The organism is Alcanivorax sp., assembly GCF_019431375.1.
GTDB classification, from domain to species: Bacteria; Pseudomonadota; Gammaproteobacteria; order Pseudomonadales; family Alcanivoracaceae; genus Alcanivorax; species Alcanivorax jadensis_A.
In genome coordinates, this window is record NZ_CP080267.1 from 2,846,877 (window position 1) to 2,870,944 (window position 24,068).

Genomic DNA, 24,068 nt, shown 5'->3' on the forward strand with positions numbered 1-24,068 from the left:
TGGTTCAGGCGTCCGGCGCCTGGCTGCTGGCGTTCTTCAATTCTCTTCTTACTCGATCCACCAGTTGCAGCGCAAGCTGCTCCGGGGAGCCACTGTAACTGACGCAGCCGGTCTCGCGGACGGAATCGGGCTGACTGCTGACCGCACAGGTGTCGGCGCTCTGTGCCCACACCGGGCAGCCGCTGGCGGCCAGGCGCGGGGCGGCGATGGCGCCGTCATTGCCCATGCCGGAAAACAGGATGGCGCCGCAGGCGTTGCCGTAGCCTTCGCCCACATGCTGTATCACCTGATCAATGGACGGGGCATAGGGGCCTTCCCAGGCCTGGCCGGTGGACTGGATGCGACCATCGTGGCGGAATTTCACCGCGTACTCCACCGGCGCAATGGCCAGTTCTCCATGGCGCAGAGCACTGCCGTCCACGCCTATTTTGCAATGAATGTTGTTGTCCCGGCCCAGTACGCCACACAGGGTGTCGAGGAAACTGCCGTCGATGTGCTGGGCCAGTACAAAGGCCACCGGCAGATTGGCCGGCAGGCAGTCGAGAAACTGTTTTACCGCCGCGGGTCCGCCCAGGCTTGCACCCAGCACCCAGACCCGTTTGGGGTGATCGCCGGGGCGAATGGTTTCAAATTCCCGAGGGGTGGGGATTTTGACCTGCGGCAGTCGCTGGGGAATCACTTCCAGCCGTTCTTCCACCGCTGGCTTGCCAATGAAATCCACCAGCTTGGTTACCAGCCGCCGCTCCCATTTCGGGTAGCGGGCATCGGTGCGCGCCGGAGCCTGGCCGTCGCAGAACAGAATGGGTGCGGCGGCGTCTTCCAGCAGGTTATCGAGGAAAGACTGCCAGCGATCCTCGCTGGACAGGTCCACCACCCACAGGTCCAGGGCGCCTTCCGCCAGCCAACGTTGTTCCAGCGCTTCCGGATCGGTATTGACCACCACCTGGTAGCCTTGACCCTTCACCGCGCTGGATAAAAGGTGACCCTGCAATGTGCTGTCGGCAATCACACCGACCCGGCCCGGGGCGGTCATTCGCCACCGGTTTCCTGTAGCTCGCCCAGCAGTTCGCGAATGGTGGAGAGCAGTTCATTCTCCTGGAACGGCTTGCCCATGTAGCAGTTCACGCCGATGTCGAAGGCCCGTTCGCGGTGTTTTTCGCCGGTGCGGGAGGTAATCATGATGATTGGCACGTCCTGCAGGCGGCTGTCGTGGCGCACATGGGTGGCTACTTCAAAGCCGTCCATGCGCGGCATCTCGATATCCAGCAGCATCACATCCGGACGGATATCTTCCAGTTTGGCGATGGCATCCATACCGTCCTTGGCGGTGACCACTTCGTAGCCATTACGCTCCAGCAGACGGGTGGTCACCTTGCGCACGGTAACGGAATCATCGGTGACCATAACCAGCGGGGTATCGCGCCTGGTGTCGGTCTCTTCGTCTTCCTGCACCGGTTCCTGGGGCAGTACTGGAATGTCCGCGACACCCATGGCCGGCACCTGCACGTGGGCGGCACGAATCAGCGAGTGGATATCGAGAATGATCACCACGGAGCCATCCCCGAGGATGGTGGCACCGCTGATGCCGGCCACCGAGGCCAGCTGCGGGCCGACCGATTTCACAACCACTTCCCGGGAGCCCACCAGGTTGTCCACCACGATGGCCACAGTGTGTTCGGTACTGCGGATCAGCAGTACCGGCATGGGGGTGGTGTGGTTTTCCAGGTGCGGACTGCGGGTGCCGTGGACGAAGTTGCCCAGATATTGGAGTTCGTAGTCCTGGCCTACATAGGTGTAGACCGGGTTGTCTTCCTCGAAGTAATGCTGCAGCTCGAAGGGGCTGATACGCACGATACCTTCGATCTGGTTAAGCGGGATGGCGTAGGTATCTTCCGCCGCTTTCACCATCAGTGCCCGGTTCATGGCCAGGGTGAACGGCAGGCGGATAATAAAGCGGGTGCCCTGCCCCTTGTGGGAATCGATGGTCACCGAGCCGCCCATCTGCTTGATCTCGCTGGCCACCACGTCCATGCCCACGCCCCGGCCTGAAATCTGGGTAACCGCCGCGGCGGTGGAGAAGCCGGCGTGGAAAATGAACTGCTGGATTTCCTGCTCGGAGAGTTGCGCATCCGGGGCGATCAGGCCACGTTCCACCGCTTTCTTGCGCACCGCATCGGTGTCGATGCCCTTACCGTCGTCGGACAGGGTGATCACCACCTCGCCACCCTCACGGCCCAGTTCCAGGTTGATGCGTCCGGTATCGTCCTTGCCGGCACTCTGCCGGCCCTCAAGGGTTTCGATGCCGTGGTCAACGGCGTTACGCAGCATGTGCTCCAGCGGGGCCACCACCCGCTCCATCAGGGAGCGGTCCAGTTCCCCTTCCGGGTTGAGCACATCGAAATCCACTCGTTTGTTCACTTCGCCGGAAATCTGCCGGACGATACGACGCAGGCGTGGCACCAGGCGGCTGAAGGGCACCATGCGGGTGCGCATCAGTTTTTCCTGCAGCTCGGTGTTAATTCGTGATTGCTGCAGCAGCAGGGTTTCCGTGTCCTTGGTGCGGTCCAGCAGAGTGTTCTTCAGATCCAGCAAATCCGAGGCGGATTCCGACAGCTGCTTGGTGATCTGGTGCAGCTCGGAGTACTGGTCCATTTCCAGCGGGTCGAAATCCTCGTCGATTTCACCCCGGTCCACGCCCTTCTGGTAGTTGGACATGATCTGCGCTTCGGTTTCCGAATCCAGCCGGCGCAGCTGTTCATAGAGACGCTGAACCGTGTTGCCCATTTCCTCCACGTTGAAGGTGAACTCGGAAATCCCCTGCTCCACCCGGCCGCGGTTGATGGACGTTTCCCCGGCCAGGTTTACCAGCGCTTCCAGCACGTCGGCGCCCACCCGCACCATTTCCTGGGGCTGAGCCTGACTCTGACGCTGGCGGCGGTCATCCTGTTTCGGCTGTTGTGGTTGTGGCTTCTCGGCTGCCGGAGCCATGGCCGTGCCGCTTTCTTGCGGGGCGGCGACTGGCTGGCGGCGGGCGCTACGGGCCACCGATTCCATGCCCCGGACAATCTGGTCGTACCAGTTGATCATGGGCTGAAAATCTTCCTGGGTGGGCGCTTCGCGGCGCTTTTCCAGTTGCAGCAGATAGGTCTCGAAATCGTGGCTGATATCGCCCAGCGGTTTTAGCCCGGCCAGTCGCGCGCCGCCCTTGAGGGTATGCAGGGCGCGTTTGAGATCATCGGTGAAATCGTTGCTTTCCGGATGATCTTTCCAGGAGGTCAGGCAGGCGTCGATGATCTCTGCCAGCTCATCGGACTCTTCCAGGAAAATCTCCAGAATTTCCGGGTCGCTGTCTGATTCCCAGTCACTGTAGTCCTCGTCTGGCTGCTCACTGGTCGCCGGGGCGGGCTGTTCGGTGGGCGCCGGTTGCGGGGCTGCAGTGGGGGCCGGTGCAGGCGTGGCGCTGGTAACCGCAGGCAGGCTGAAGCCGGCCGGGTCAGCCACATAGCCATGGATCGCCTGAATCAGCACGTCGCCCTGGGGCAGCGGCCGGCCAGCCTTGAGCGCCTCCACCATTTCCGCCAGTTGGTCGTGGCAGCGATGCAGCAGGTCGAGCAGGGTCGGTTCGATGGCCAGGCGGCTTTGTGCCAGGCCTTCGTAAAGGGTTTCCAGCTCGTGGCCCAGGTCGCCCAGCTCGCTGACTTCCGCCATGCGTGCGCCACCCTTGAGGGTGTGCAGGTCGCGCTGCAGGGATTGCAATTCGATCAGGTTGTCCTGCTCGCCGATCCACTGTTCCAGGCTGTTGCCGGCGGATTCCAGAATCTCGTCCGCTTCTTCCAGAAAGATTTCCACCAGTTCCGGGTCACGCTCCGGTTGAGGGGGCGCCGGAGTGGCGGGCGCGTCCTCAACCGCAACGGGCGCGGGGCTGCTGGCGTCGTCGGCAAAGTCGGCAGCGGTGTCGTGGTCCTCGGGGGGCCTCTCCAGGGCGGGAGTGGCGGCCCGGGATTCACTGGCCGGCGTGTCACCACGCAGGAAAGCCTGGATAGCGCTGACCAGTTCCGGGGCATTGTCAGGGGCTCTGCCGCCGCGCAGTGCGTCGATCATGTCAGCGAGACGGTCATGGCAACGGTGCAGCAGGGCAAACAGGGCCGGGGTCGTCTGTTGCTGGCCAGCATTGTAGGCTTCGTAGAGGTTTTCCAGCTCGTGAGCCAGATCGCCCACTGGCGCAACGGCTGCCATCCGGGCGCCGCCCTTGAGGGTATGCAGATCCCGCTGCAGGCCGTCCACGTTGCCGGCATCACCCTGTTCCCACTGGTCCAGGGTGTGGCTTGCGGATTCCAGAATCTCTTCGGCCTCTTCCAGGAACAGGCTTACCAGCTCCGGGTCCATGTGGGCCTGGTAGTCATTGCTGCTGGCCCAGCTGCCGGTATCCGGGTTGCTGTCTGCCTCCGGGGCATCGGCAGGGTTGTCAGAAAAAGCGTCGTCCCACTGTGGTGATCGGCTGCCGGGACCCGGGCCATCGTCGTCCGGCCCGCTGTTTTCTGCCAGTTCGTGGAGGGCATCCACCAGGCCCAGTTCCGGGCGCACGGTCTGGCCGGCGGCCAGGCAGTCCATCATATTGACCAGAGCATCCTGGCCTTCACCGGCCAGCGAGAGCATCTGCTCACTGCAGGCCAGGCTGCCGGATTCCACCGCGCTATAGCAGGCTGCCAGTGCGGCTGCCAGGGCGTGAATTTCACCCAAGCCGGCGGTGGTGGCGCTGTTGGAGAGCAATTGCAGCTCGTCGCGCAGTTTCACCAGCTGTTCGGTGTGGTCCGGGTGCTGGGCCCACTGGGCCAGCAGTTGTTCCGCGTCCACGATCAGGTCCATGCCTTCCGACAGGAACACGGAAAGTATGTGCGGGTCCGGGCCGGAGTCCCGTTGTTCGGCCAAGCTATCGCGTTGCTGCTGCAACGACGAAATCAGGTGGTCGGCACCGGGCAGGTGGGACTGGTCGAGCTGTTCCAGATTGTCGCGCACCAGTTGATGGGCCTGGCGCAGCAGTTCGACTTGCTGGCTGCTGATCCGGCGGTTGCTGCTGATCAGATCACGGACCAGCTTTTCCGCCGGTTCCGCCACTTCGGCAACGGCTTCGATTTCGGCCATGCGGGCACTGCCCTTGAGGGTGTGCAGGGCACGGTGAACGCTGTCGTCCAGAGTATGCTCGGAGAGATCCGGGTCCACGGTGTCCAGCCACTCTTCGATCATTGCCAGGTTACGCTGGGCTTCGCTGGCAAAGATTTCCAGCAACACAGGATCGGGGCCATCGTCGCTACCGGCATCTGTCGACGTGTCATCACTGTCGCTCATGTCCGGAATATCAGCGAGGCTGTCGATACCAGTATCGGCGCTCTCGATGGTTTCCGTGGCGGGTTGCTGTGCTTCATCTGCGGGCAGACTCAACTCGAGAGTGCCGTCATCCTCATCGCCTTCCCAGGCAAGCGGGGTATCGTCGTCTTCAGCGGCATTATTGAAGGCAGCCAGGTCTTCTGCAGACAAGCTGTCGTCACTGTCCGCGTTGGTGTCTATGAACGATTCGCTTTCGACGGGCAGGCTGATTTCCAGCGTGTCGTCGAGCTGAGTTTCGTCACCGTCGACGTTGATGATCTCGTCGTTTTCTGTATCGGCGCCGTTGCTATCGCTGGTGCTGTTGCCGATAGCGGGTACCTGATCAATCTGGCCGCCGGCAGCCAGGGTATCGGCGGCGTCGGCCAGTGGTTGTACATCGAACGGGTCCGGCTGACGCAGGGTAAAGGCGTCCACAAGGGCCGGAACGCGATTACGAACTTCCTGGACCAGAGCGATCAGCACTGCGGTAGGTTCAATAGTGCGATCAATCACCCGGTTGAGCATGTTCTCCACGGACCAGCCCAGCTCTCCCACGGTGGTGGCACCGACCATGCGGCCGGAGCCTTTCAGGGTGTGGAAGGCGCGACGGAATTCCACCAGCGACTCTTCATCGCTGGTATTGGCGGCCCAGCGCGGGAAGTATTGATCCAGTGCGTCCAGTACTTCGCCGATTTCTTCCTGGAAAATTTCGATGATTTCATCATCGATCAGATCATCATCATCATCGTCTTCGGCTTTCGGAGCCTCGGCAATCGCTTGCGGCTCGGCAGCGGGCTGCTGTTCCGGAGCGGCGTCAGTCTCCAGATCGGTGGGCGCCAATCCGGTAATTTCGAGAGTGCGGTCGTCTTCGTCGTCTGCACTGTCCTGAGGTTCGTCGATGCTGTCGTCGAAGGCCTGTTCCAGGGAGAGATCCTGGTCCTGCTGGTTGTCATGGTCGAGGCTGATGTCGGCAGCGGGCTCGTTATCGACGGGAGCCGGTTCGACCGACATGTGACTGTCGGCCTGGGCCTCGGCATTCAGCTCAATGCGCTCCACCTCGACCTGGTCATCGACGAAGTCGTTGCCTTGGTCCAGTGGGTAGCCCAGGGCTTCCACGCTGGCGCGGGCCAGTTGCAGGATATCGTCAGTGGTTTCCGGGTCGTCGCTTAGACGTTCCAGATAGTATTCCACCGAGGTGATGGCATCGGCCAGGGTGTCCATGCTGCGCCAGTCCGGTTTGGGCTGGTCCGCATCAAGCAGCTTTTCCTGAATGAACTGCACGCACTGGCGCAGTATCAGTGCGGGTTTGTTCAGCTGGATGACTTCCAGGCCACCGCGCACGGCATTGAGCCGTTCGGGTACCGGGGCCAGGTGCTCGGGATTCCATTGCGAGGCGATGAACTCGACGATGCCGTCCTTGGCCTCTTCCAGGCCGGCGCGGCATTCGCGCAGTACCGCATCCATGGCCTGGCCCACGTGGCTTGGCATGTCGTTCTGGTCGCCGGCGTAGGACTTGCCACGACGATCACCACCGCTGATACCGGCCAGGGTGGCTTCCACGTAGAGCAAGGCGCCGGCGATGTCCATCAGGGTTTCGCGCTCGGCGGGACGTTTACCAGCGACAATGTCTTCCACCGCGTGGAGTTGTTCTTCCACCAGGGTGCGGGGTTGGCCAAGGCCAAGTACTGCCACGGTATCGGCCACCTGTTTCAGGGTGACGGTCTGCGGTTGCAACTTGCTGGCGTCGTTCTCGCCACTGTGCACGAAGGCTTCCAGGGCATCCTTGACGGTAGTGATCTCTTCGGAAAGCGCCTGCACCACCGAATTCATGGCTTCAGCATCCGGGCCGGTCATGCGCGCTCGTTCTCTGGCGCAGCAGTTCGACTTGCTGGCTGCTGATCCGGCGGTTGCTGCTGATCAGATCACGGACCAGCTTTTCCGCCGGTTCCGCCACTTCGGCAACGGCTTCGATTTCGGCCATGCGGGCACTGCCCTTGAGGGTGTGCAGGGCACGGTGAACGCTGTCGTCCAGAGTATGCTCGGAGAGATCCGGGTCCACGGTGTCCAGCCACTCTTCGATCATTGCCAGGTTACGCTGGGCTTCGCTGGCAAAGATTTCCAGCAACACAGGATCGGGGCCATCGTCGCTACCGGCATCTGTCGACGTGTCATCACTGTCGCTCATGTCCGGAATATCAGCGAGGCTGTCGATACCAGTATCGGCGCTCTCGATGGTTTCCGTGGCGGGTTGCTGTGCTTCATCTGCGGGCAGACTCAACTCGAGAGTGCCGTCATCCTCATCGCCTTCCCAGGCAAGCGGGGTATCGTCGTCTTCAGCGGCATTATTGAAGGCAGCCAGGTCTTCTGCAGACAAGCTGTCGTCACTGTCCGCGTTGGTGTCTATGAACGATTCGCTTTCGACGGGCAGGCTGATTTCCAGCGTGTCGTCGAGCTGAGTTTCGTCACCGTCGACGTTGATGATCTCGTCGTTTTCTGTATCGGCGCCGTTGCTATCGCTGGTGCTGTTGCCGATAGCGGGTACCTGATCAATCTGGCCGCCGGCAGCCAGGGTATCGGCGGCGTCGGCCAGTGGTTGTACATCGAACGGGTCCGGCTGACGCAGGGTAAAGGCGTCCACAAGGGCCGGAACGCGATTACGAACTTCCTGGACCAGAGCGATCAGCACTGCGGTAGGTTCAATAGTGCGATCAATCACCCGGTTGAGCATGTTCTCCACGGACCAGCCCAGCTCTCCCACGGTGGTGGCACCGACCATGCGGCCGGAGCCTTTCAGGGTGTGGAAGGCGCGACGGAATTCCACCAGCGACTCTTCATCGCTGGTATTGGCGGCCCAGCGCGGGAAGTATTGATCCAGTGCGTCCAGTACTTCGCCGATTTCTTCCTGGAAAATTTCGATGATTTCATCATCGATCAGATCATCATCATCATCGTCTTCGGCTTTCGGAGCCTCGGCAATCGCTTGCGGCTCGGCAGCGGGCTGCTGTTCCGGAGCGGCGTCAGTCTCCAGATCGGTGGGCGCCAATCCGGTAATTTCGAGAGTGCGGTCGTCTTCGTCGTCTGCACTGTCCTGAGGTTCGTCGATGCTGTCGTCGAAGGCCTGTTCCAGGGAGAGATCCTGGTCCTGCTGGTTGTCATGGTCGAGGCTGATGTCGGCAGCGGGCTCGTTATCGACGGGAGCCGGTTCGACCGACATGTGACTGTCGGCCTGGGCCTCGGCATTCAGCTCAATGCGCTCCACCTCGACCTGGTCATCGACGAAGTCGTTGCCTTGGTCCAGTGGGTAGCCCAGGGCTTCCACGCTGGCGCGGGCCAGTTGCAGGATATCGTCAGTGGTTTCCGGGTCGTCGCTTAGACGTTCCAGATAGTATTCCACCGAGGTGATGGCATCGGCCAGGGTGTCCATGCTGCGCCAGTCCGGTTTGGGCTGGTCCGCATCAAGCAGCTTTTCCTGAATGAACTGCACGCACTGGCGCAGTATCAGTGCGGGTTTGTTCAGCTGGATGACTTCCAGGCCACCGCGCACGGCATTGAGCCGTTCGGGTACCGGGGCCAGGTGCTCGGGATTCCATTGCGAGGCGATGAACTCGACGATGCCGTCCTTGGCCTCTTCCAGGCCGGCGCGGCATTCGCGCAGTACCGCATCCATGGCCTGGCCCACGTGGCTTGGCATGTCGTTCTGGTCGCCGGCGTAGGACTTGCCACGACGATCACCACCGCTGATACCGGCCAGGGTGGCTTCCACGTAGAGCAAGGCGCCGGCGATGTCCATCAGGGTTTCGCGCTCGGCGGGACGTTTACCAGCGACAATGTCTTCCACCGCGTGGAGTTGTTCTTCCACCAGGGTGCGGGGTTGGCCAAGGCCAAGTACTGCCACGGTATCGGCCACCTGTTTCAGGGTGACGGTCTGCGGTTGCAACTTGCTGGCGTCGTTCTCGCCACTGTGCACGAAGGCTTCCAGGGCATCCTTGACGGTAGTGATCTCTTCGGAAAGCGCCTGCACCACCGAATTCATGGCTTCAGCATCCGGGCCGGTCATGCGCGCTCGTTCTGCGTTGACCAGGTCATCGGAAGGCAGGGCATCGTCCAGCCGGAAACGGGCTTTCACGTCGCGGATGCGCGGGCTGTCCACCTCGGCCTTGGCCACGTAGTAGAGCAGATTCTTGAGCAGTTCGGTGGGGGCCGGCCGGTTCAGGCTGGCGGCGCCGTCGCTGACCAGTTCGCGCAGGTTTCGGTCAACATGCCCGAGCATCAGTTTTACCGAGGTGCCCAGGGCAATGGCGTCTTCGGAGAGTCCTTCCACCAGAGCGTTGCTGATGCTCCACAGGGGAGCCCGGGGGGCATCGCCTGTGATCTGTTCCAGTTTGGTGAAGACCTTGGCCATGTAGCCCAGGTTCTCCCCCATGTTGTCGTTGCGCAGCACGCCGAGCAGGGCAATCTGGAACATCTGGCGAATTTTCTTGGCCAGCTGAATAAATCGCGGGTCGTGGAGCAGGTCTTCAGGAATCTGGCCGTGGCCAGTGGCATCGGTCAGGTCCGGTTTGAACAGGGCGGTTTCTGACAGCAGGGGTTCGCCACGGGCGGCGCGCAGATCATTGAGCAACGGCAGCAGCACCACTGGCAGGTCGCGGCGGTTGCTGGCTACCCGGTCCAGATACGGCGGCAATTGCAGGATCGCCCGCATCAGGGTTTCCTGGCCATCGGCCACGTTGCCAACCCGGCCTTCCAGCAGCGCCTGGGCCAGCTTTTCCATTTCTTCGGCGAGCAGAGCAGCACCGTAGAACTCCACCATTTGCAGGGTGCCGTACACCTGATGCAGATGGGCCTGGCAAAAACGCATGCGGGTGGCGTCGTCCGGGGTATCCACGAACGCTTCCAGTGCCTGCTGCGCCTGGTTCAGGGTTTCCTGGATCTCCCCGCGAACCCAGTCCAGAGCCAGATAGTCGTGACGGTCACTCATGACGTCTCCTGTCATACTCAAACCTGCCATCACTGCGGGCAGGTTTTTTATTATCTACAGCGCTTATCGACAGCGCCGGAAGGCCAGCGTATCGGCGAAATGTATGCGTTCCAGATCCGGATGTTGCCAGTCGGTCACTTCCCCGGGACCGAGTACCAGAATGCCACCGGGTGCCAGCCGTTCCGCCAGCCGGTTGACGATCTGGCGTTTCCGCCAGCGGCGGAAGTAGATCAGCATGTTCTGGCAGAAAATCAGATCCATGTCGTTCATTGGCGCAGTGCTCAGATCCAGCACGTTGAGCCGGGCAAAACAGATGCGCTCGCGCAACACGGGTGCCACCGCCATGGTTTGCTCATTGCCGCTGGGCTGGAAATATTTTTCCCGCAATTGCGGATCTACCTGCAGTACCCGGCGTAACGGGTATTCCCCTTTACGGGCCTTGGCCAGGGTCGGCAGGCTGATATCGGTGGCGGTGATGCCGTAGAACAGTTTGCGGTCACTGCCGGTCAGCTGCTCATTGATCACCATGGCGAGGGAGTAGGCCTCCTCGCCGGTGGAGCACCCCACGCTCCACACATCCAGGCTGGCGCCGTCAGGTTGTTCCGCCTTGAAGCGCTGCACGAATTCCTCCACCAGGGCATAGGAGCCAGGGTGGCGGAAAAAACTGGTTTCCTGAACGGTGAGCCTGTCCACCAGCACCGACCATTCCATGGCCCGGGATTCGGTGGAGCCGACCATCAGGTGTTCGTAATAGGTGTCATAGTCCTCGATGCCCAGCTCGCGCATGCGAATGCTCAAGCTGGTTTCGAGAAAGGTCTTGCGCTCGTTGGACAGGGTCATGCCGGTGCGTTCTTCCAGCAGCGCCTGCCATAGCTGGAACTGCTCCGCATCCATGGCGGGCGTGCTTTTGATGGACCAGCGGTCTGTCACGGCAGCACCCATAGCATCACTCCTTTAGCCGGCGCGAGCCGGATCAGGAGTGCTCCGGCAGGCGGAAGCCGGCAACGGAATTACGCATCTCCTGCGCCATCTCGGCCAGGTTACCAATGGACCGCGCGGTGGCGGTGGTACCGGCGGAGGTCTGCGAGGTAATTTCCTGGATCACGTTCATGGTGTTGGAGATGTGACCCGCTGACGCTGCCTGCTGGCGCGCCGCGTTGGAAATGTTCTGGATCAGGTCCGCCAGGGTTTTCGATACGTTCTCAATTTCTTCCAGTGCCACACCAGCGTCCTGCGCCAGGCGGGCCCCTTTCACCACCTCGGCGGTGGTGGCTTCCATGGAGATTACCGCTTCGTTGGTATCGGTCTGAATGGTTTTTACCAGGGTTTCAATCTGCTTGGTTGCGGCGGCGGAACGTTCCGCCAGGCGCTGTACCTCATCCGCTACCACCGCGAAGCCCCGGCCGGCTTCACCGGCCATGGACGCCTGAATGGCGGCGTTCAATGCGAGGATGTTGGTCTGGTCGGCAATGTCGTTAATCAGGGATACGATGTCGCCAATCTCCTGGGAGGATTCACCCAGACGCTTGATCCGTTTGGAGGTTTCCTGGATCTGTTCGCGAATGGTGTCCATGCCGTGGATGGTGGCCTGTACCACTTCGGCGCCCTTGTTGGCGATGGCTACCGCCCGTTCCGCTACCGCGGCGGATTCGGCGGCGTTGGCGGATACCTGGTCAATGGACACCGCCATTTCGTTCACCGCCGCGGAGGCGCCGGCAATTTCCTGGGCCTGGTGCTCGGAGGCTTCGGCCAGGTGCATCGCTGTGGACTGGGTTTCCTGTGCCGCCGACGCTACCTGTACCGCCGAGTTGTTGATGGTTTGTACCAGGCTGCGCAGCTGGTCAATGGAGTAGTTGATGGAGTCCGCGATGGCACCGGTGAAGTCCTCGGTTACCGTCGCCTGTACGGTCAGGTCACCGTCCGCCAGGTCACCCAGTTCGTCGAGCAGTCGCAGAATGGCCGCCTGGTTACGCTGGTTCTCGCTTTCCAGTTCGTCCTTCAGTGTTGCCGCCTGACGGTTACGCTGGGCCATGATCAGGAAGAACAGCAGCACCGCGATGGCAGCAGACACGCCACCCAGGGTCACGGACGGGAAGAAAGTGTTGGTGGTGCCTTCGAACTGGTTGTTCAGGTTGCTGGATTCCTGCAGCAGGTCCTGGGAGCGACGGAAGATGGTGTCGGCCGCGTTACGTACCTGGAACAGTTCGGGAGCGGTTTCCAGGATTTCATCCACGGACTGGTTAACGAATTCGTCGAACAGGTCGGCAATCTCGGCCAGGTAATCCAGGGCATCCGGGTCGTTGACCTGGTCAATGCCCATGGCTTCGTCGCCCTCGATCATGCCGTTCATGACCCGGCCGAACAGGCTGGCATCACGGCCGAAGGCATCCGCCGCGATTACCGCGCCGTCACCACCTTCCAGTACCTTGGAAATGGAGCTGAGGATTCGCTCGGCCAGCAGGGACTGGCGCTGGGCAAAGGCGATCTGATCCGGCTCGGCGCCGGTGGCTACCAGAATGTCCACCACGCCTTCATATTCTGCCTGCAGGGAAGGAATGGTCTGGGCCAGGGTGTCTGCCACTTCGTGCAGATCCAGAACCGTATCTTCCCCGCGCAGGATAATGCCGGCGTTGCTGTTCACTTCGGACCACAGGCTGCTCAGGCGCTCTTTCACCTGCGCATTGCCAACCGGCTCGTCCTTGACGTCGTCCCAGGCGGCCTGGAAGCTCTGTTGGGATTTGGACAACAGCTCGAAGGCGTCCGGGTTGCCGGCGGCGGCTTCCAGGGCGTTTTTGGCGATCTGCTGGGAAATAACCCGCATATCCGAGGCCAGGGTAATGTTCTCCTGGGCCTTGTTCGCCGTTGTTGCGGAGAGCAGAAAGTTCACCACCGCCAGGACGATAAAGACGGCAAGGCCGATATACAGCGCGATATTCAGCGTGCTGCCTTCCGCGCCCCCCCGCAATTTGTCAAAGATTGCTCCCGAATTGAACTTCATAGTCTGGCTCCTGGCCTGGCGTTCGCTCTTCTTATGTACCCCAAATGCTTATATACAGCTCAGCCGGTGCGGGCGACCTGCATAAAGCGCGGATCCTCTGCCAGCCGGGTCAGGCTGAACACGGACCAGTACTCCCCGTCCCGCCGGTAGGCGCCGCGCACAAACGGTGTGACGCTGGCATCGCTGACCGGCAGTGATTCCACAAATTCATCAATGGGAAAATGTTGCATCCCCAGTACCTCGTCCACCGTCATGCCGGTGTACAAGTCATCCTGGTCCAGCACAAGCAACCGTCGGCGCTTTTCCTGGACCGGCGAACTCTTTTCCAGAAAGCCGCTGAGATCCATCACGGTCATCAGTCGGCCCCGGACATTGGCCACGCCCTTCATCCAGCTACGAGCGCCGGGAATCCGGGTGTAGGCCGGCACCGACAGGATTTCGGAAACCTCATCCAGCGGTGCCACGTATTTCTTGCCATCCATCACAAAGCCCACGCCGCTCCAGTAGCTGACCGCATCCTGCTGCATGGGCAGGTCTTTGGCCTGCTCGCGGCAGCGACGGTTATAGTCGGCCAGTTGGATATAGGCGGCGGAAGCAGTTGCGCTCATCAGGGGCTCCGGATATCAGCCGTCGGCCAGCATGCGATCGACGGTTTGCAGGAGCACATCCTCGTCCACCGGTTTGGTCAGGTAGTCCTTGGCGCCCTGGCGTTTGCCCCAGACACGATCGGTTTCCTGATCCTTGGTGGTGACGATAACAATGGGAATGTGCGCGGTGTCTGCGCCCTTGGTGAGTTGGCGGGTGGCCTGGAAGCCATTAAGGCCCGGCATCACCACATCCATCAGTACCAGTTCGGGCAGCTCGGAGCGGGCCATGGCCACGCCATCGGCCCCGTTGGCGGCCTCGAGTACCTCGTGGCCGTGCTTTTCCAGAATCTCCCGCAACTTGTAGGTTTCGGTAGGAGAGTCATCCACAATCAGAATACGTGCCATCTTATCCTCTTCAGGCTCAGCGACGCTGTCGCTTAACCGTTGATATGCTGTCGAATCGCGCCGAGAAGCTCGTCCTTGGAAAACGGCTTGGTCAGATACTCGTCGGACCCCACTATCCGCCCCTTGGCCTTGTCGAAAAGGCCGTCCTTGGACGACAGCATGATCACCGGGGTGGCCTTGAAGGCACTGTTGTTCTTGATCAGGGCGCAGGTCTGATACCCGTCAAGACGCGGCATCATGATGTCGACGAAAATAATGTTGGGTTTGCTGTCGGCGATTTTGGCCAAGGCATCGAAGCCATCGGTGGCGGTGATCACTTCACAACCTGCTTTCTTCAACAAGGTTTCAGCGGTACGACGGATGGTTTTGGAATCGTCGATCACCATTACCTTGAGGTCTTGGAAATTGTCAGTCATGGAAACTGCCTTTAACCGTGAACCGTTGTTGGCCGCAACTTATTGTAATTTTTGGCCTTTCTAGTAATTCGATGGGCGGGGTCTGTAGCGATGCGAGCCCAAGCGAAGTTTTTAACACAGATTCTACAATCAATCTATAAGACCCTATGAAACTTGGGAAAATGCCCCGCGCATCCCTGCATAGCGGTAGGCGTTCAGCGCTGCTAACATTCCCCGGCCTGCTTTATTGTCTGTGGAGACCCCATGAGCCTGCGTATTGGTGTGGTGATGGACCCCATCGCCAAAATCAAACCCTGGAAAGACAGCACCTTCGCCATGCTGCTGGAAGCGCAACGACGTGGCTGGTCATTGCTCTATATGGAGCCGGCGGATCTGTATGTGCGCGATGGTCGCACCTTTGCGGCCACTCGGGCACTGTCCGTCACCGACAATAACGACGATTGGTACCGTCTGGCCGACGCCGTGAATTACGATCTGGCCGATCTGGATATTATCCTGATGCGCCAGGACCCGCCGTTCAACGCGGAGTACATCTACGCCACCTATCTGCTGGAAAAGGTGGAACGGGAAGGCGTGCTGGTGGTAAACCGGCCCGGCAGTGTCCGCGACAGCAACGAAAAGCTGTTCGCCACCGACTTCCCGCAGTGCTGTGCGCCGACGCTGGTATCCAGCCAGTCCGGGCTGCTGCGCGACTTTGTACGGGAGTTTGGTGACACTGTGATGAAGCCGCTGGACGGCATGGGTGGCAGCAATATCTTCCGGGTGCGCAAGGACAGCCCCAATATCTCTGTGGTGATCGAGGTGCTGACCCAGCACGGCAAGACGCCGATCATGGCCCAGCGCTTCGTGCCGGAGATCACCGAGGGCGACAAGCGCATCCTGATGATCAATGGCGAGCCTGTGCCCTATGCGCTGGCGCGGATCCCCAAGGAAGGCGAGCTGCGTGGCAATCTGGCCGCCGGCGGCACCGGTCAGGGCCGCGAGCTGAGCGACCGCGATCGCTGGATCTGTGAGCAGGTGGGGCCCACGCTCAAGCGCAAGGGACTGTATTTCGTGGGCCTGGACGTGATCGGTGATTACCTCACTGAGATTAACGTGACCAGCCCCACCTGCATTCGCGAGCTGGACGCGATTTTCGACATCAACATTGCCGGCCAGCTGTTCGACATGTTGCTGGAGTTGCGGCAGCCGTCATAGACGATGAGTACGGTCCGGGGCACACTCTCCGGCCGTTTAAAGGCAGTAACAAAAAGAAGAAACCATGGCAGCCAATTCACCCGTCAGTGCCTCAGATCGCCTCACCTTTACGGTGTTCCTGGCGCTGGCGTTCCACGGCATTCTCATCTTCGGGGTCAGCTTTGCCCCCGAAAAGCAACGCGCCGCCCCGCATACCCTGGAAGTCACCCTGTCCCAGCATCGCAGCGATGAAGAACCGGACGAGGCGGACTTTATCGCGCAGAGTAACCAGCAGGGCTCCGGCGACCTGGCTGAGAAGCAGGAGCTGACCACCACTGAGCAGGTGGATTTCGCCGACAACAAGCTCGATAACGTGCAGCTCAAAGAAAAGACCACCCGCGAACGCCGCGACCGTCAGTCCCAGTTGCTGGTCATTACCACCGCCCGCACCAGCGACCACAAGGTGAAAGCGGACCAGCAGGAAAAAACAGATCCCAAGCCCCTCAAGGTGGCCAAACAGGAAAACCTGCAAGACCTGAGCCGGGAGATCGCCAGCCTGCAGGCCCGGCTGGACGCCCAGAAGCAGGCCTATGCCAAGCGCCCGCGCATCCGTCGCCTGACCTCGGTATCCGCCAAGGCCCACTACGAAGCCCAGTACATCGACAGCTTCCGCCGTGAGGTGGAAGCCATGGGTACCCGCAACTTCCCGTCCCAGGCGCTGAACAGCAACACCTTCGGTGCCGTGCGGCTGATGGTGGCGATCCAGAAGGATGGCAAGCTCAAGGAAGTGCGTCTGCTGAAGTCCTCCGGCCACAAGTTCCTGGACCAGGCCGCCATCCAGAGCGTGCGCCTCGCCGCCCCTTTCGATGCCTTTACGGCTGAGATGCGCAAGAACATGGATGTGCTGGAAATCATCCGCACCTGGAAGTTCGACAAGAACCAGCGGGTGTCGTCGAAGTAATAGCTACTAGCTACGCAGGACTTCGTCATTTCTACGAAGCCGCTGTAGGAGCCCATGCTTGCATGGCGAACCGCGTTTGCGCGGAAATCGCCCGCAGGGCGATCAGGCCTGTCAGCATTCGACAGGTCTCATTAGAAGGATCCGGTGGTTACCGTTGCACGTTTCCTTCGCTGTGGCTCGGATTCGCACCTCGAGAGGTGCTCCTACAGGGGGAAAAGGCGCCGATCAAGCCGCCCGACGCTTGCAGCTCTCCCCCCTGCCCCGGATACTGTCCCTATGGACAACACAAGCCTCAAACACCAGTTGCTGGTGGCCATGCCGCAGATGGCCGACCCCAACTTCGAACATTCCGTCACCTATATCGTTGAGTATGGCAGCGAGGGGGCCATGGGGCTGACTCTCAACCGCCCGGTGCAGATCAGTCTGGGCGATATCCTCAGCGATATGGACATCGAGATCGAGGTGCCGCCCTCGGAGCGCCACCGGGTGGTCGCTGGCGGGCCGGTGCAGCAGGAGGCCGGTTTTGTCTTGCACGCGGCATCGACCCACTGGCAGTCCAGTGTGCCGCTCAGCGACGGTCTGATGCTCACCACCAGCCGCGATATTCTGGAAGCCATCGCCATTGGTGAAGGGCCGGAGCAGTCGCTGATCTGCCTGGGCTACGCCGGCTGGGAACCCGGCCAGCTGGAGCAGGAGCTGGTGGAAAACGCCTGGCTCAGCACTCCGGCCAGCCGCGAACTGGTCCTGGACACCCCCTTCGAACAAACCTGGCAAGCCGCCGCTGCGCGTATCGGTGTGGATATGAGTTTGATTGCGACGCAGGCGGGGCACAGTTGAAACCAGTTAATAGTGAATAGTTAACAGTGAACAGTTACGCGGAATGGATTTTGAGCTTCTTCAATGACGTGCACCGCGCCCATCGCCTGTGCGCGGCTGCCGGCCTTGCAGAAACAGAAGTGCAAGACCGCGCAACTGTTAACTCTTCACTCTTCACTGTTCACTGCCCCTCATGATTCTCGCCTTCGATTACGGCACCCAAAAAATCGGCGTGGCCAGCGGTAACAGCCTGCTGGGCACCGCCACGCCGTTAAAGGCCCTGCCCTGCAAAAATACACAACCCAACTGGGAAGACATCGCGGCCCTGCTCAAGGAATGGGAGCCGGAAGCGTTGGTGGTTGGCCTGCCGTTGAACATGGATGGCAGTGAAAGCGAATCTACAGCACGGGCCAAGAAATTTGCGGGTCGATTGAAGGGCCGGTTTGGTATGAAGGTGTGGCTGGTGGATGAACGATTAAGCACTCGTGAAGCGCGGGAACGTACCGGGATTCAGAAAGCCGACTCGCGAGTGGATTCCATGGCAGCGGTGATTATTGCCGAAGGATTCTTTGCGGGCGATGCACAGATTTTTTAATGGAAATTATGTGGGGGAAGACGGGTTTGAGAGAAAAAACGAAAGCTAAGTCGTTGACCCTTGTGGTTGTTCTTTCAATTCTGGCAGCAGGCTGCGGTGGCGGCGGAAGCGGTGATGGTCAATCTGCTACCGGATCATATGCGCCGGTTCCCGATACCGTGACCTACCGGGAGGGCGGCGTGGTTAAAGGAATGCAGGTTTTCGACTACGGTGCAAGTAATGTCATTCGTTCCCGGTTTGTTGTGGACCCCGGTAATGATGGTAAGTGGGGAACGGGCGATGATGTGCGTGCGGGAGGGCTGACCTGCCAATATCAGCAATCTGAAAACCCGCTTCCTCCTGCGCTTCTGTCCGTAGTGCAAAACATGGGTACGAATGGTGATGGAAATTTTGCCCTCCAACAGCTCGATATTGAAAGCGATGGCCGACTTTCAGTCTGTCCGCGCTGGAAAGGAAAGCAACTCGTCAGGGAAGAAGTGCTTTGCAAGGGAGAGTTTTGCCCAGCCAGGTACCAACTTGGTTACAGGATGACGATTAGCCAGCGGGCGCTTGAGGGCGGTGGCTGGAGGCAATCCCAGCATGTGGTTTTCTATGGAGAGAATGACCAGATAACAACGGCTCCTCCTTTTCTTTCTCACATTCAAACCACGGAGTTATCGGGGGGCTCGCAGGCCGGCTTTGAGTTTGTTGTCACGGTAGATCCATCTCCTGAATATTCGGATTCCGTCAGTGTGCCGAATATCGCCGTCTATGCCGGCAATGGCTACCAGAAAAAAGTGGCCAAGTGGTTGCCTGGGGATCTGGAAAGTCGGGTGATCATTGATCGCTATGGTGACAATGACAGCTTTGTTGATACCCGTTACCGGACATTGACCTGGCTTCCAGAAAAAGGCGAGTTGCAGGATGGTGATGCCAGCCAGAATCCGCCTGCTTCAAATCAGCTCATGAAAGTCTATGACTTTGATGGAGAGGGAAGGCCTGCCGGGGAAATTTTCCTTGGTGCTGGTGATGATGAAATCTGGTTTAGCAGTGATGACACGATCTATGGGTTTCCGGATTTTGTTTACGACGAAAACGGCCAGCTTCAGTCGATGCTTGACCCACAGGGAGATCCGGGGCGCGAGTTCACCCATGAAGGAGATAAAATAAAAGCCATTCATGTCTCGGATCGGAAAAGACGGGAATACCATTATACAAATGGAAAGCTTGCCAGAATAAATCTGTTCTCTCGTAATGTTGAAAGGGTGGAGGTTGAGCAGAAGGTTCTCTTTCGTGATGACATCCCGGGTGTCGTGGCGTTTATTCCCGATCGTCGCTTCCCGAGAGACAAGGAAGGACATTTCCTGGATCCACTTATCCCTCAGGATAAAGACACAATCATGCGTCTTGGTCGTCCTTTCTGAATCTGCAGGAGCTCATGCGAGCATGGCTCCCGCAGTTCTCAGGGTTCTTGCTTCGGGGGCTTATTGCTTTATGCCTTCCACGGAAATAATGATATCCACGGTTTCCGATGCCGGACCCAGGTCATAGGTAATGCCGAAGTCCGCCAGTTTCAGGGTGGTGGACGCTTCCAGGCCCATGCGGTAACCGCCCCACGGATCATCGCCGTAGCCAAGCAGTTTGGCATCCAGGGTGACCGGCTTGGTGACGCCGTGCAGGGTGAAATCGCCGGTGATCTTGGCGGTTTTTTCGCCGGTCTTTTCAATCTTTGTGCTCTTGAAAGTGGCGGTGGGGTATTCGTCCACGTCCAGGAAGTCATCGCCGCGCAGGTGTTTGTCGCGCTCGGCGTGGTTGCTGTCCAGGCTGGCGACCTGGATGGTGGCTTCCACACTGCTGTTTTCCGGGTTGTCTGCGTCCACGGTGAAGCTGCCGTCGAAGTCGTTGAAGCGACCGTACAGCCAGCTGTAGCCCAGGTGGGAAATCTTGAACATGACAAACTGGTGGGCGCCTTTTTTATCAAACTGATAGGTGCCGCCGGGTTTGTCGGCAAACGCCATGCTGCTGAGCAGTAAGGCCAGGGCGGGGATGGTGATTTTCTTTGCTAACGTCAACATAAGCATCGAACTCCGTTTGGATTAAAGGTTGTCAGGAAAGGTTGTCAGGGTCACGGGGCGCCATGCCCAGCATGCGGCGCAGGGTGTCGTCTCGATCAAGCAGGTGGTGTTTGAGCGCGGCCAGGGCATGCACGCCGGCGAGGATGATGATTGCCCAGGTGGCGATCTCGTGGATGTCCCCGGCGATATCTTCCAGGCCTTTCTGGTCGCCGGTAATGGAGGGCACCGCGAACCAGTTGAACACATCAATGGCGGAGCCGTCGGCGCTGGTGATCAGATAGCCACTGATCATGGCGGTAAACAGCAGCAGGTACAGGGCCCAGTGGGTCAGGTGAGCGCTGATTCTTTCCCAGCGCTGGTGAGTGGGCAGGGCTTGCGGGGGCGGAGATACCAGCCGCCACAGCAACCGGAAAGTCATTACCAGAAACAGCAGGATACCCACGCTGCGATGGAGATGTGGGGCGCTACGGTACCAATCGTCGTAGTAAGTGAGATCGACCATGTACAGGCCCAGGGCAAACAGGCTCACCACCGTAATGGCCACCAGCCAGTGCAGCGCGATGGTGATAAGGCCGAACCGTTGTGAGTCGTTGCGCAGATGCATCCCTGTACCCTACCCGTTCTTCCTGATGGTTGGAGCGTTGCCCGCCAGACGGGTTCCACTCTTTACAAAACTTACCGCCGACGCGCAGCGTTTTTACATCTTCCAGCTCGCCGGCGGTGACTGCCATCCCAAAAAACTGAACGGTTTGATCGGATCATTGGTGGTCATCTGCCTTTGCTTGCACGCCAAAGGGGCTCATTCGCGCATAAGCACCAGCCTAACATTGCGGTTGAGGCTTTATTCTTGAGGAAACAGGCGCCATGCTTGGTCTTTCGCCATGCAAGCATGGCTCCTACAGTTAAGAGAATCTTCTGGAGAGCCCCTTGAGCTGGGACGAACAACAACTGCAGACACACCTGGACACCATGGCCAGAGCCATCACCGAACAATACGGTGAGCGGGCTCCGCTGCTGGTGGGGATCGAGTCCGGCGGGGCCTGGGTGGCCCGGGCACTGAACGCGAAGCTGGCCAAGCCGTTACCGCTGGGGACCCTGAACCCGGCCTTCTACCGGGATGACTTTGATACCCGCGGGCTCAAACGTACCGTGTCGCCGTCAAAATTGCCTTTCGAGGTGGACGGGCAGCATATTCTGCTGGTGGACGACGTGTTGATGACCGGCCGCACCATCCGTGCCGCCATGAACGAACTGTTCGATTTCGGTCGTCCGGCATCCATCGGCCTGGTGGTGCTGTTCGATATCGGCCACCGGGAATTGCCGATCCGTGCCGATATTTGCGGCGAAACTTTGGCATTGCCCCCCCATCAGCGGGTAGAATTACGCGGGCCCGCCCCCCTTGTGGCGGAGATACGAGACACAAGGCCTGAAGAATGACGCTTGCGCCATCCTCCCGCGTACAACTGACCGACGACGGTAAGCTACGCCATTTCCTGACTACCGAGCACCTGCCCCGCTCTTTGCTAGAAGATATTCTTGATACCGCCGCCAGTTTTGTGGACGTGGGTGGCCGGTCCATCAAGAAGGTGCCACTGCTGCGCGGCAAGACAGTGGTCAATCTGTTCTTCGAATCCAGCACCCGTACCCGCAGCACCTTCGAGCTGGCGGCCCAGCGCCTCAGCGCCGACGTGCTCAACCTGGACATCGCCAAATCCGCCACCAGCAAGGGCGAAACCCTGCTCGATACCCTGCGTAACCTGGAAGCCATGGCGGCGGACATGTTCGTGGTGCGCCATCAGGATTCTGGTGCACCCTTCTTCATCGCCAACGAAGTGACCCCCAATGTGGCGGTGATCAACGCCGGGGACGGGCGCCATGCCCACCCCACCCAGGCCATGCTCGACATGTACACCATTCGACATTACAAGGGCGGTTTCGAGGGGCTCAAGGTGGCCATCGTCGGTGACATCCTGCACTCCCGGGTGGCCCGTTCCCAGGTCCATGCCCTGAATATCCTTGGTGCCGATGAAGTGCGTCTCATTGGCCCGAAAACCCTGTTGCCGGTGGATGCCGAAGCCCTTGGTGCCAACGTGTTCACCGACATGGCCCAGGGCCTGAAGGATGTGGATGTGGTGATCATGCTGCGCCTGCAGAAAGAGCGCATGGATTCTGCCCTGCTGCCTAGCGAGGGTGAGTTTTTCCGTCTCTACGGGCTCAACAACGAAAAGCTCCAGCTGGCCAAACCGGATGCCATCGTCATGCATCCCGGGCCCATCAACCGCGGCGTGGAAATCGCTTCGGAAGTGGCGGACGGCCCCCGCTCGGTGATTCTCAACCAGGTGACCTTCGGTATCGCGGTGCGCATGGCGGTCATGTCCATGGCCATCAGCGGCCAGGAAAGCAGCGCCCATGGCCGCACAGGAGGTGAGCGTGGCCAGTAAGAAAGCCAATATCCTGATTCGCAAGGGCCGGGTCATCGACCCGGCCAGCGGCCGTGACGAAGTGGCGGACCTGCTGATCGAAAACGGCCGACTGGTGCGCATCGGCGCCAGCCTGGATGCGCCCGGCGCGGACATTGTGGACGCCGAAGGCCACTGGGTGCTGCCCGGCCTGGTGGATGCCTGTGTGCACCTGTCCCTGCCCGGCAGTGGCCGCAGCGGTGATATCGCCAGCGAAACCCGTGCCGCCGCCGCCGGTGGCATTACCCATCTGGTGGCTCAGCCTGACTGCGGGCCGGTGGACTCCACCGCCGTGGTACGGCTGATTCGCGAACAGGCCGGCCAGGCCGGGTTTGCGCGGATCATGCCCATTGCTGCCATGACCCAGGGTCTGGCCGGCGATCAGCTGGCGGAAATGGCCACCCTGGCCAAGGCCGGCTGTATTGCGGTGGGTAATGCGGGCCGCAAGGTGGCCAGTGCCCTGGTGCTCAAACGTTCCCTGGAGTACGCCTCGACCTTTGATTTGCCGGTCATGTTCCGGCCCCAGGATTCGGCGCTGAGCGCCGGTGGCTGTGCCCATGAGGGACCGGTGGCCACCCGTCTGGGGCTGCCGGGAATTCCGGCAGTAGCGGAAAGTGTGGATCTGTCCCGGGATCTGCTGCTGGTGGAAGCCACCGGCGTGCGTGCCCATTTCCAGCAGATATCCAGTGGCGACTCCCTGCGCCTGCTGCGTGCCGCCAAGCGCCGCGGCCTGCCGGTGACGGCGGACGTGAGCATCCAGCACCTGCTGCTGGATGAGTCGGCCCTGGAAGGCTTCAACAGCCACTGCCACGTGATTCCACCGCTGCGCAGTGCGGCGGATCGCGAGGCCCTGCTGGAAGCAGTGGCCGACGGCACCATCGATGCCATCTGCTCCCAGCACACCCCCATCGGCTCCTCCAGCAAGGCGGCGCCCTTCCCGGCCACCAAGCCGGGCATGGCCGGGCTGGATACCCTGCTGGGTCTGGTGTTGCAACTGGTGGAAGACGGCAAGCTGGAACTGCCCCGCGCCCTGGATGCCATCACTGCCGCGCCGGCGCGCTGCCTGGGCATCCTGGCCGGCCAATTGGAAACCGGCCGCCCGGCCAGCCTGTGCGTGCTGGATGCCAGCGCCGAGAAGGATTACGCCGAAAACTGGCTGTCCGCCGGCAACAACTCCCCCTGGCGCCGCGCGGTGCTCAAGGGCAACGTAAAGCTGACGGTGTGTCAGGGCAAGGTGAGTTGGCTGACGGACTGATTCA

General features: G+C 60.3%; 18 protein-coding genes. 8 read left to right on the forward strand and 10 right to left on the reverse strand.

The window, feature by feature from the left end; translation table 11 throughout:
* Window positions 1-4 precede the first annotated feature (4 nt).
* From KZ772_RS13330 to pilG, 8 genes are all read right to left on the reverse strand, one after another.
* Window positions 5-1,033: a chemotaxis protein CheB gene (locus KZ772_RS13330; protein ID WP_290537022.1), complete on the reverse strand. Its 1,029-nt coding sequence runs from the start codon at window positions 1,031-1,033 to the stop codon at window positions 5-7.
* Entirely contained in the window at window positions 1,030-7,218 is a 6,189-nt protein-coding gene (locus KZ772_RS13335) for an Hpt domain-containing protein (protein ID WP_290537023.1), read from the reverse strand. The genes KZ772_RS13330 and KZ772_RS13335 overlap by 4 nt, the downstream gene beginning before the upstream one ends.
* Window positions 7,199-10,342 carry an Hpt domain-containing protein gene (locus tag KZ772_RS13340; RefSeq protein ID WP_290537024.1) on the reverse strand — a complete coding sequence of 1,048 codons (3,144 nt, stop codon included), beginning with the start codon at window positions 10,340-10,342 and terminating at the stop codon, window positions 7,199-7,201. The genes KZ772_RS13335 and KZ772_RS13340 overlap by 20 nt, the downstream gene beginning before the upstream one ends.
* 63 nt (window positions 10,343-10,405) lie before the next feature.
* The gene (locus KZ772_RS13345; protein WP_290537025.1) at window positions 10,406-11,284 is read right to left on the reverse strand and encodes a CheR family methyltransferase; all 879 of its coding nucleotides are present in this window, start codon (window positions 11,282-11,284) and stop codon (window positions 10,406-10,408) included.
* Window positions 11,285-11,315: 31 nt separating this feature from the next.
* Window positions 11,316-13,340 (reverse strand): methyl-accepting chemotaxis protein, encoded by a 2,025-nt coding sequence (locus tag KZ772_RS13350; RefSeq protein WP_290537026.1) that lies wholly within the window; start codon window positions 13,338-13,340, stop codon window positions 11,316-11,318.
* Window positions 13,341-13,399: 59 nt separating this feature from the next.
* The gene (locus tag KZ772_RS13355) at window positions 13,400-13,948 is read right to left on the reverse strand and encodes a chemotaxis protein CheW (protein ID WP_290511741.1); all 549 of its coding nucleotides are present in this window, start codon (window positions 13,946-13,948) and stop codon (window positions 13,400-13,402) included.
* Between the two features lie 15 nt (window positions 13,949-13,963).
* A complete protein-coding gene (pilH, locus tag KZ772_RS13360; protein WP_062815157.1) occupies window positions 13,964-14,332 on the reverse strand; it encodes a twitching motility response regulator PilH in 369 nt (122 codons plus the stop codon).
* A 32-nt stretch (window positions 14,333-14,364) separates the two neighbouring features.
* Window positions 14,365-14,748, reverse strand: a complete 384-nt coding sequence (pilG, locus tag KZ772_RS13365) for a twitching motility response regulator PilG (RefSeq protein ID WP_007148837.1) — start codon at window positions 14,746-14,748, stop codon at window positions 14,365-14,367.
* Between the two features lie 243 nt (window positions 14,749-14,991).
* Here pilG and gshB point away from each other — a divergent pair, with 243 nt between their 5' ends.
* The 5 genes from gshB (at window position 14,992) to KZ772_RS13390 (ending at window position 19,699) form a co-directional block, all read left to right on the forward strand.
* On the forward strand, window positions 14,992-15,945 hold the full coding sequence (gshB, locus tag KZ772_RS13370) for a glutathione synthase (protein WP_290537027.1): 954 nt from the start codon (window positions 14,992-14,994) through the stop codon (window positions 15,943-15,945).
* Between the two features lie 64 nt (window positions 15,946-16,009).
* Complete coding sequence (locus tag KZ772_RS13375) at window positions 16,010-16,885, forward strand: TonB family protein (RefSeq protein WP_290537028.1); 876 nt, start codon at window positions 16,010-16,012, stop codon at window positions 16,883-16,885.
* A gap of 276 nt (window positions 16,886-17,161) precedes the next feature.
* Window positions 17,162-17,722 (forward strand): YqgE/AlgH family protein, encoded by a 561-nt coding sequence (locus KZ772_RS13380; protein WP_290511744.1) that lies wholly within the window; start codon window positions 17,162-17,164, stop codon window positions 17,720-17,722.
* A 172-nt stretch (window positions 17,723-17,894) separates the two neighbouring features.
* Entirely contained in the window at window positions 17,895-18,296 is a 402-nt protein-coding gene (gene ruvX / locus KZ772_RS13385; protein ID WP_365870275.1) for a Holliday junction resolvase RuvX, read from the forward strand.
* Window positions 18,296-19,699 (forward strand): hypothetical protein, encoded by a 1,404-nt coding sequence (locus KZ772_RS13390; protein WP_290537029.1) that lies wholly within the window; start codon window positions 18,296-18,298, stop codon window positions 19,697-19,699. The genes ruvX and KZ772_RS13390 overlap by 1 nt, the downstream gene beginning before the upstream one ends.
* Window positions 19,700-19,759: 60 nt before the next feature.
* On the opposite strand, the gene KZ772_RS13395 is transcribed toward KZ772_RS13390, so the two are convergent.
* Both KZ772_RS13395 and KZ772_RS13400 read right to left on the reverse strand, forming a co-directional pair.
* Window positions 19,760-20,350 carry a YceI family protein gene (locus KZ772_RS13395; protein WP_290537030.1) on the reverse strand — a complete coding sequence of 197 codons (591 nt, stop codon included), beginning with the start codon at window positions 20,348-20,350 and terminating at the stop codon, window positions 19,760-19,762.
* A 31-nt stretch (window positions 20,351-20,381) separates the two neighbouring features.
* On the reverse strand, window positions 20,382-20,954 hold the full coding sequence (locus KZ772_RS13400) for a cytochrome b (RefSeq protein WP_290537031.1): 573 nt from the start codon (window positions 20,952-20,954) through the stop codon (window positions 20,382-20,384).
* Between the two features lie 323 nt (window positions 20,955-21,277).
* Here KZ772_RS13400 and pyrR point away from each other — a divergent pair, with 323 nt between their 5' ends.
* From pyrR to KZ772_RS13415, 3 genes are read left to right on the forward strand one after another with little or no spacing between them, the layout of a single operon-like run.
* Complete coding sequence (pyrR, locus tag KZ772_RS13405; RefSeq protein ID WP_290537032.1) at window positions 21,278-21,787, forward strand: bifunctional pyr operon transcriptional regulator/uracil phosphoribosyltransferase PyrR; 510 nt, start codon at window positions 21,278-21,280, stop codon at window positions 21,785-21,787.
* On the forward strand, window positions 21,784-22,791 hold the full coding sequence (locus KZ772_RS13410; protein ID WP_290537033.1) for an aspartate carbamoyltransferase catalytic subunit: 1,008 nt from the start codon (window positions 21,784-21,786) through the stop codon (window positions 22,789-22,791). The genes pyrR and KZ772_RS13410 overlap by 4 nt, the downstream gene beginning before the upstream one ends.
* Window positions 22,760-24,064, forward strand: coding sequence for a dihydroorotase (locus KZ772_RS13415; protein ID WP_290537034.1), 1,305 nt, complete (start codon window positions 22,760-22,762; stop codon window positions 24,062-24,064). Before KZ772_RS13410 ends, KZ772_RS13415 begins: the two co-directional genes overlap by 32 nt.
* The last annotated feature ends 4 nt before the right edge of the window (window positions 24,065-24,068 follow it).

Excerpts from the sequence above, each read along its gene's own strand:
- KZ772_RS13330 (WP_290537022.1), bottom strand. The coding sequence starts at position 1,033 with ATGACCGCCCCGGGCCGGGTCGGTGTGATTGCCGACAGCACATTGCAG.
- KZ772_RS13335 (WP_290537023.1), bottom strand. The coding sequence starts at position 7,218 with ATGACCGGCCCGGATGCTGAAGCCATGAATTCGGTGGTGCAGGCGCTT.
- KZ772_RS13340 (WP_290537024.1), bottom strand. The coding sequence starts at position 10,342 with ATGAGTGACCGTCACGACTATCTGGCTCTGGACTGGGTTCGCGGGGAG.
- KZ772_RS13345 (WP_290537025.1), bottom strand. The coding sequence starts at position 11,284 with ATGGGTGCTGCCGTGACAGACCGCTGGTCCATCAAAAGCACGCCCGCC.
- KZ772_RS13350 (WP_290537026.1), bottom strand. The coding sequence starts at position 13,340 with ATGAAGTTCAATTCGGGAGCAATCTTTGACAAATTGCGGGGGGGCGCG.
- KZ772_RS13355 (WP_290511741.1), bottom strand. The coding sequence starts at position 13,948 with ATGAGCGCAACTGCTTCCGCCGCCTATATCCAACTGGCCGACTATAAC.
- pilH (WP_062815157.1), bottom strand. The coding sequence starts at position 14,332 with ATGGCACGTATTCTGATTGTGGATGACTCTCCTACCGAAACCTACAAG.
- pilG (WP_007148837.1), bottom strand. The coding sequence starts at position 14,748 with ATGACTGACAATTTCCAAGACCTCAAGGTAATGGTGATCGACGATTCC.
- gshB (WP_290537027.1), top strand. The coding sequence starts at position 14,992 with ATGAGCCTGCGTATTGGTGTGGTGATGGACCCCATCGCCAAAATCAAA.
- KZ772_RS13375 (WP_290537028.1), top strand. The coding sequence starts at position 16,010 with ATGGCAGCCAATTCACCCGTCAGTGCCTCAGATCGCCTCACCTTTACG.
- KZ772_RS13380 (WP_290511744.1), top strand. The coding sequence starts at position 17,162 with ATGGACAACACAAGCCTCAAACACCAGTTGCTGGTGGCCATGCCGCAG.
- ruvX (WP_365870275.1), top strand. The coding sequence starts at position 17,895 with ATGATTCTCGCCTTCGATTACGGCACCCAAAAAATCGGCGTGGCCAGC.
- KZ772_RS13390 (WP_290537029.1), top strand. The coding sequence starts at position 18,296 with ATGGAAATTATGTGGGGGAAGACGGGTTTGAGAGAAAAAACGAAAGCT.
- KZ772_RS13395 (WP_290537030.1), bottom strand. The coding sequence starts at position 20,350 with ATGTTGACGTTAGCAAAGAAAATCACCATCCCCGCCCTGGCCTTACTG.
- KZ772_RS13400 (WP_290537031.1), bottom strand. The coding sequence starts at position 20,954 with ATGCATCTGCGCAACGACTCACAACGGTTCGGCCTTATCACCATCGCG.
- KZ772_RS13410 (WP_290537033.1), top strand. The coding sequence starts at position 21,784 with ATGACGCTTGCGCCATCCTCCCGCGTACAACTGACCGACGACGGTAAG.
- KZ772_RS13415 (WP_290537034.1), top strand. The coding sequence starts at position 22,760 with ATGGCCGCACAGGAGGTGAGCGTGGCCAGTAAGAAAGCCAATATCCTG.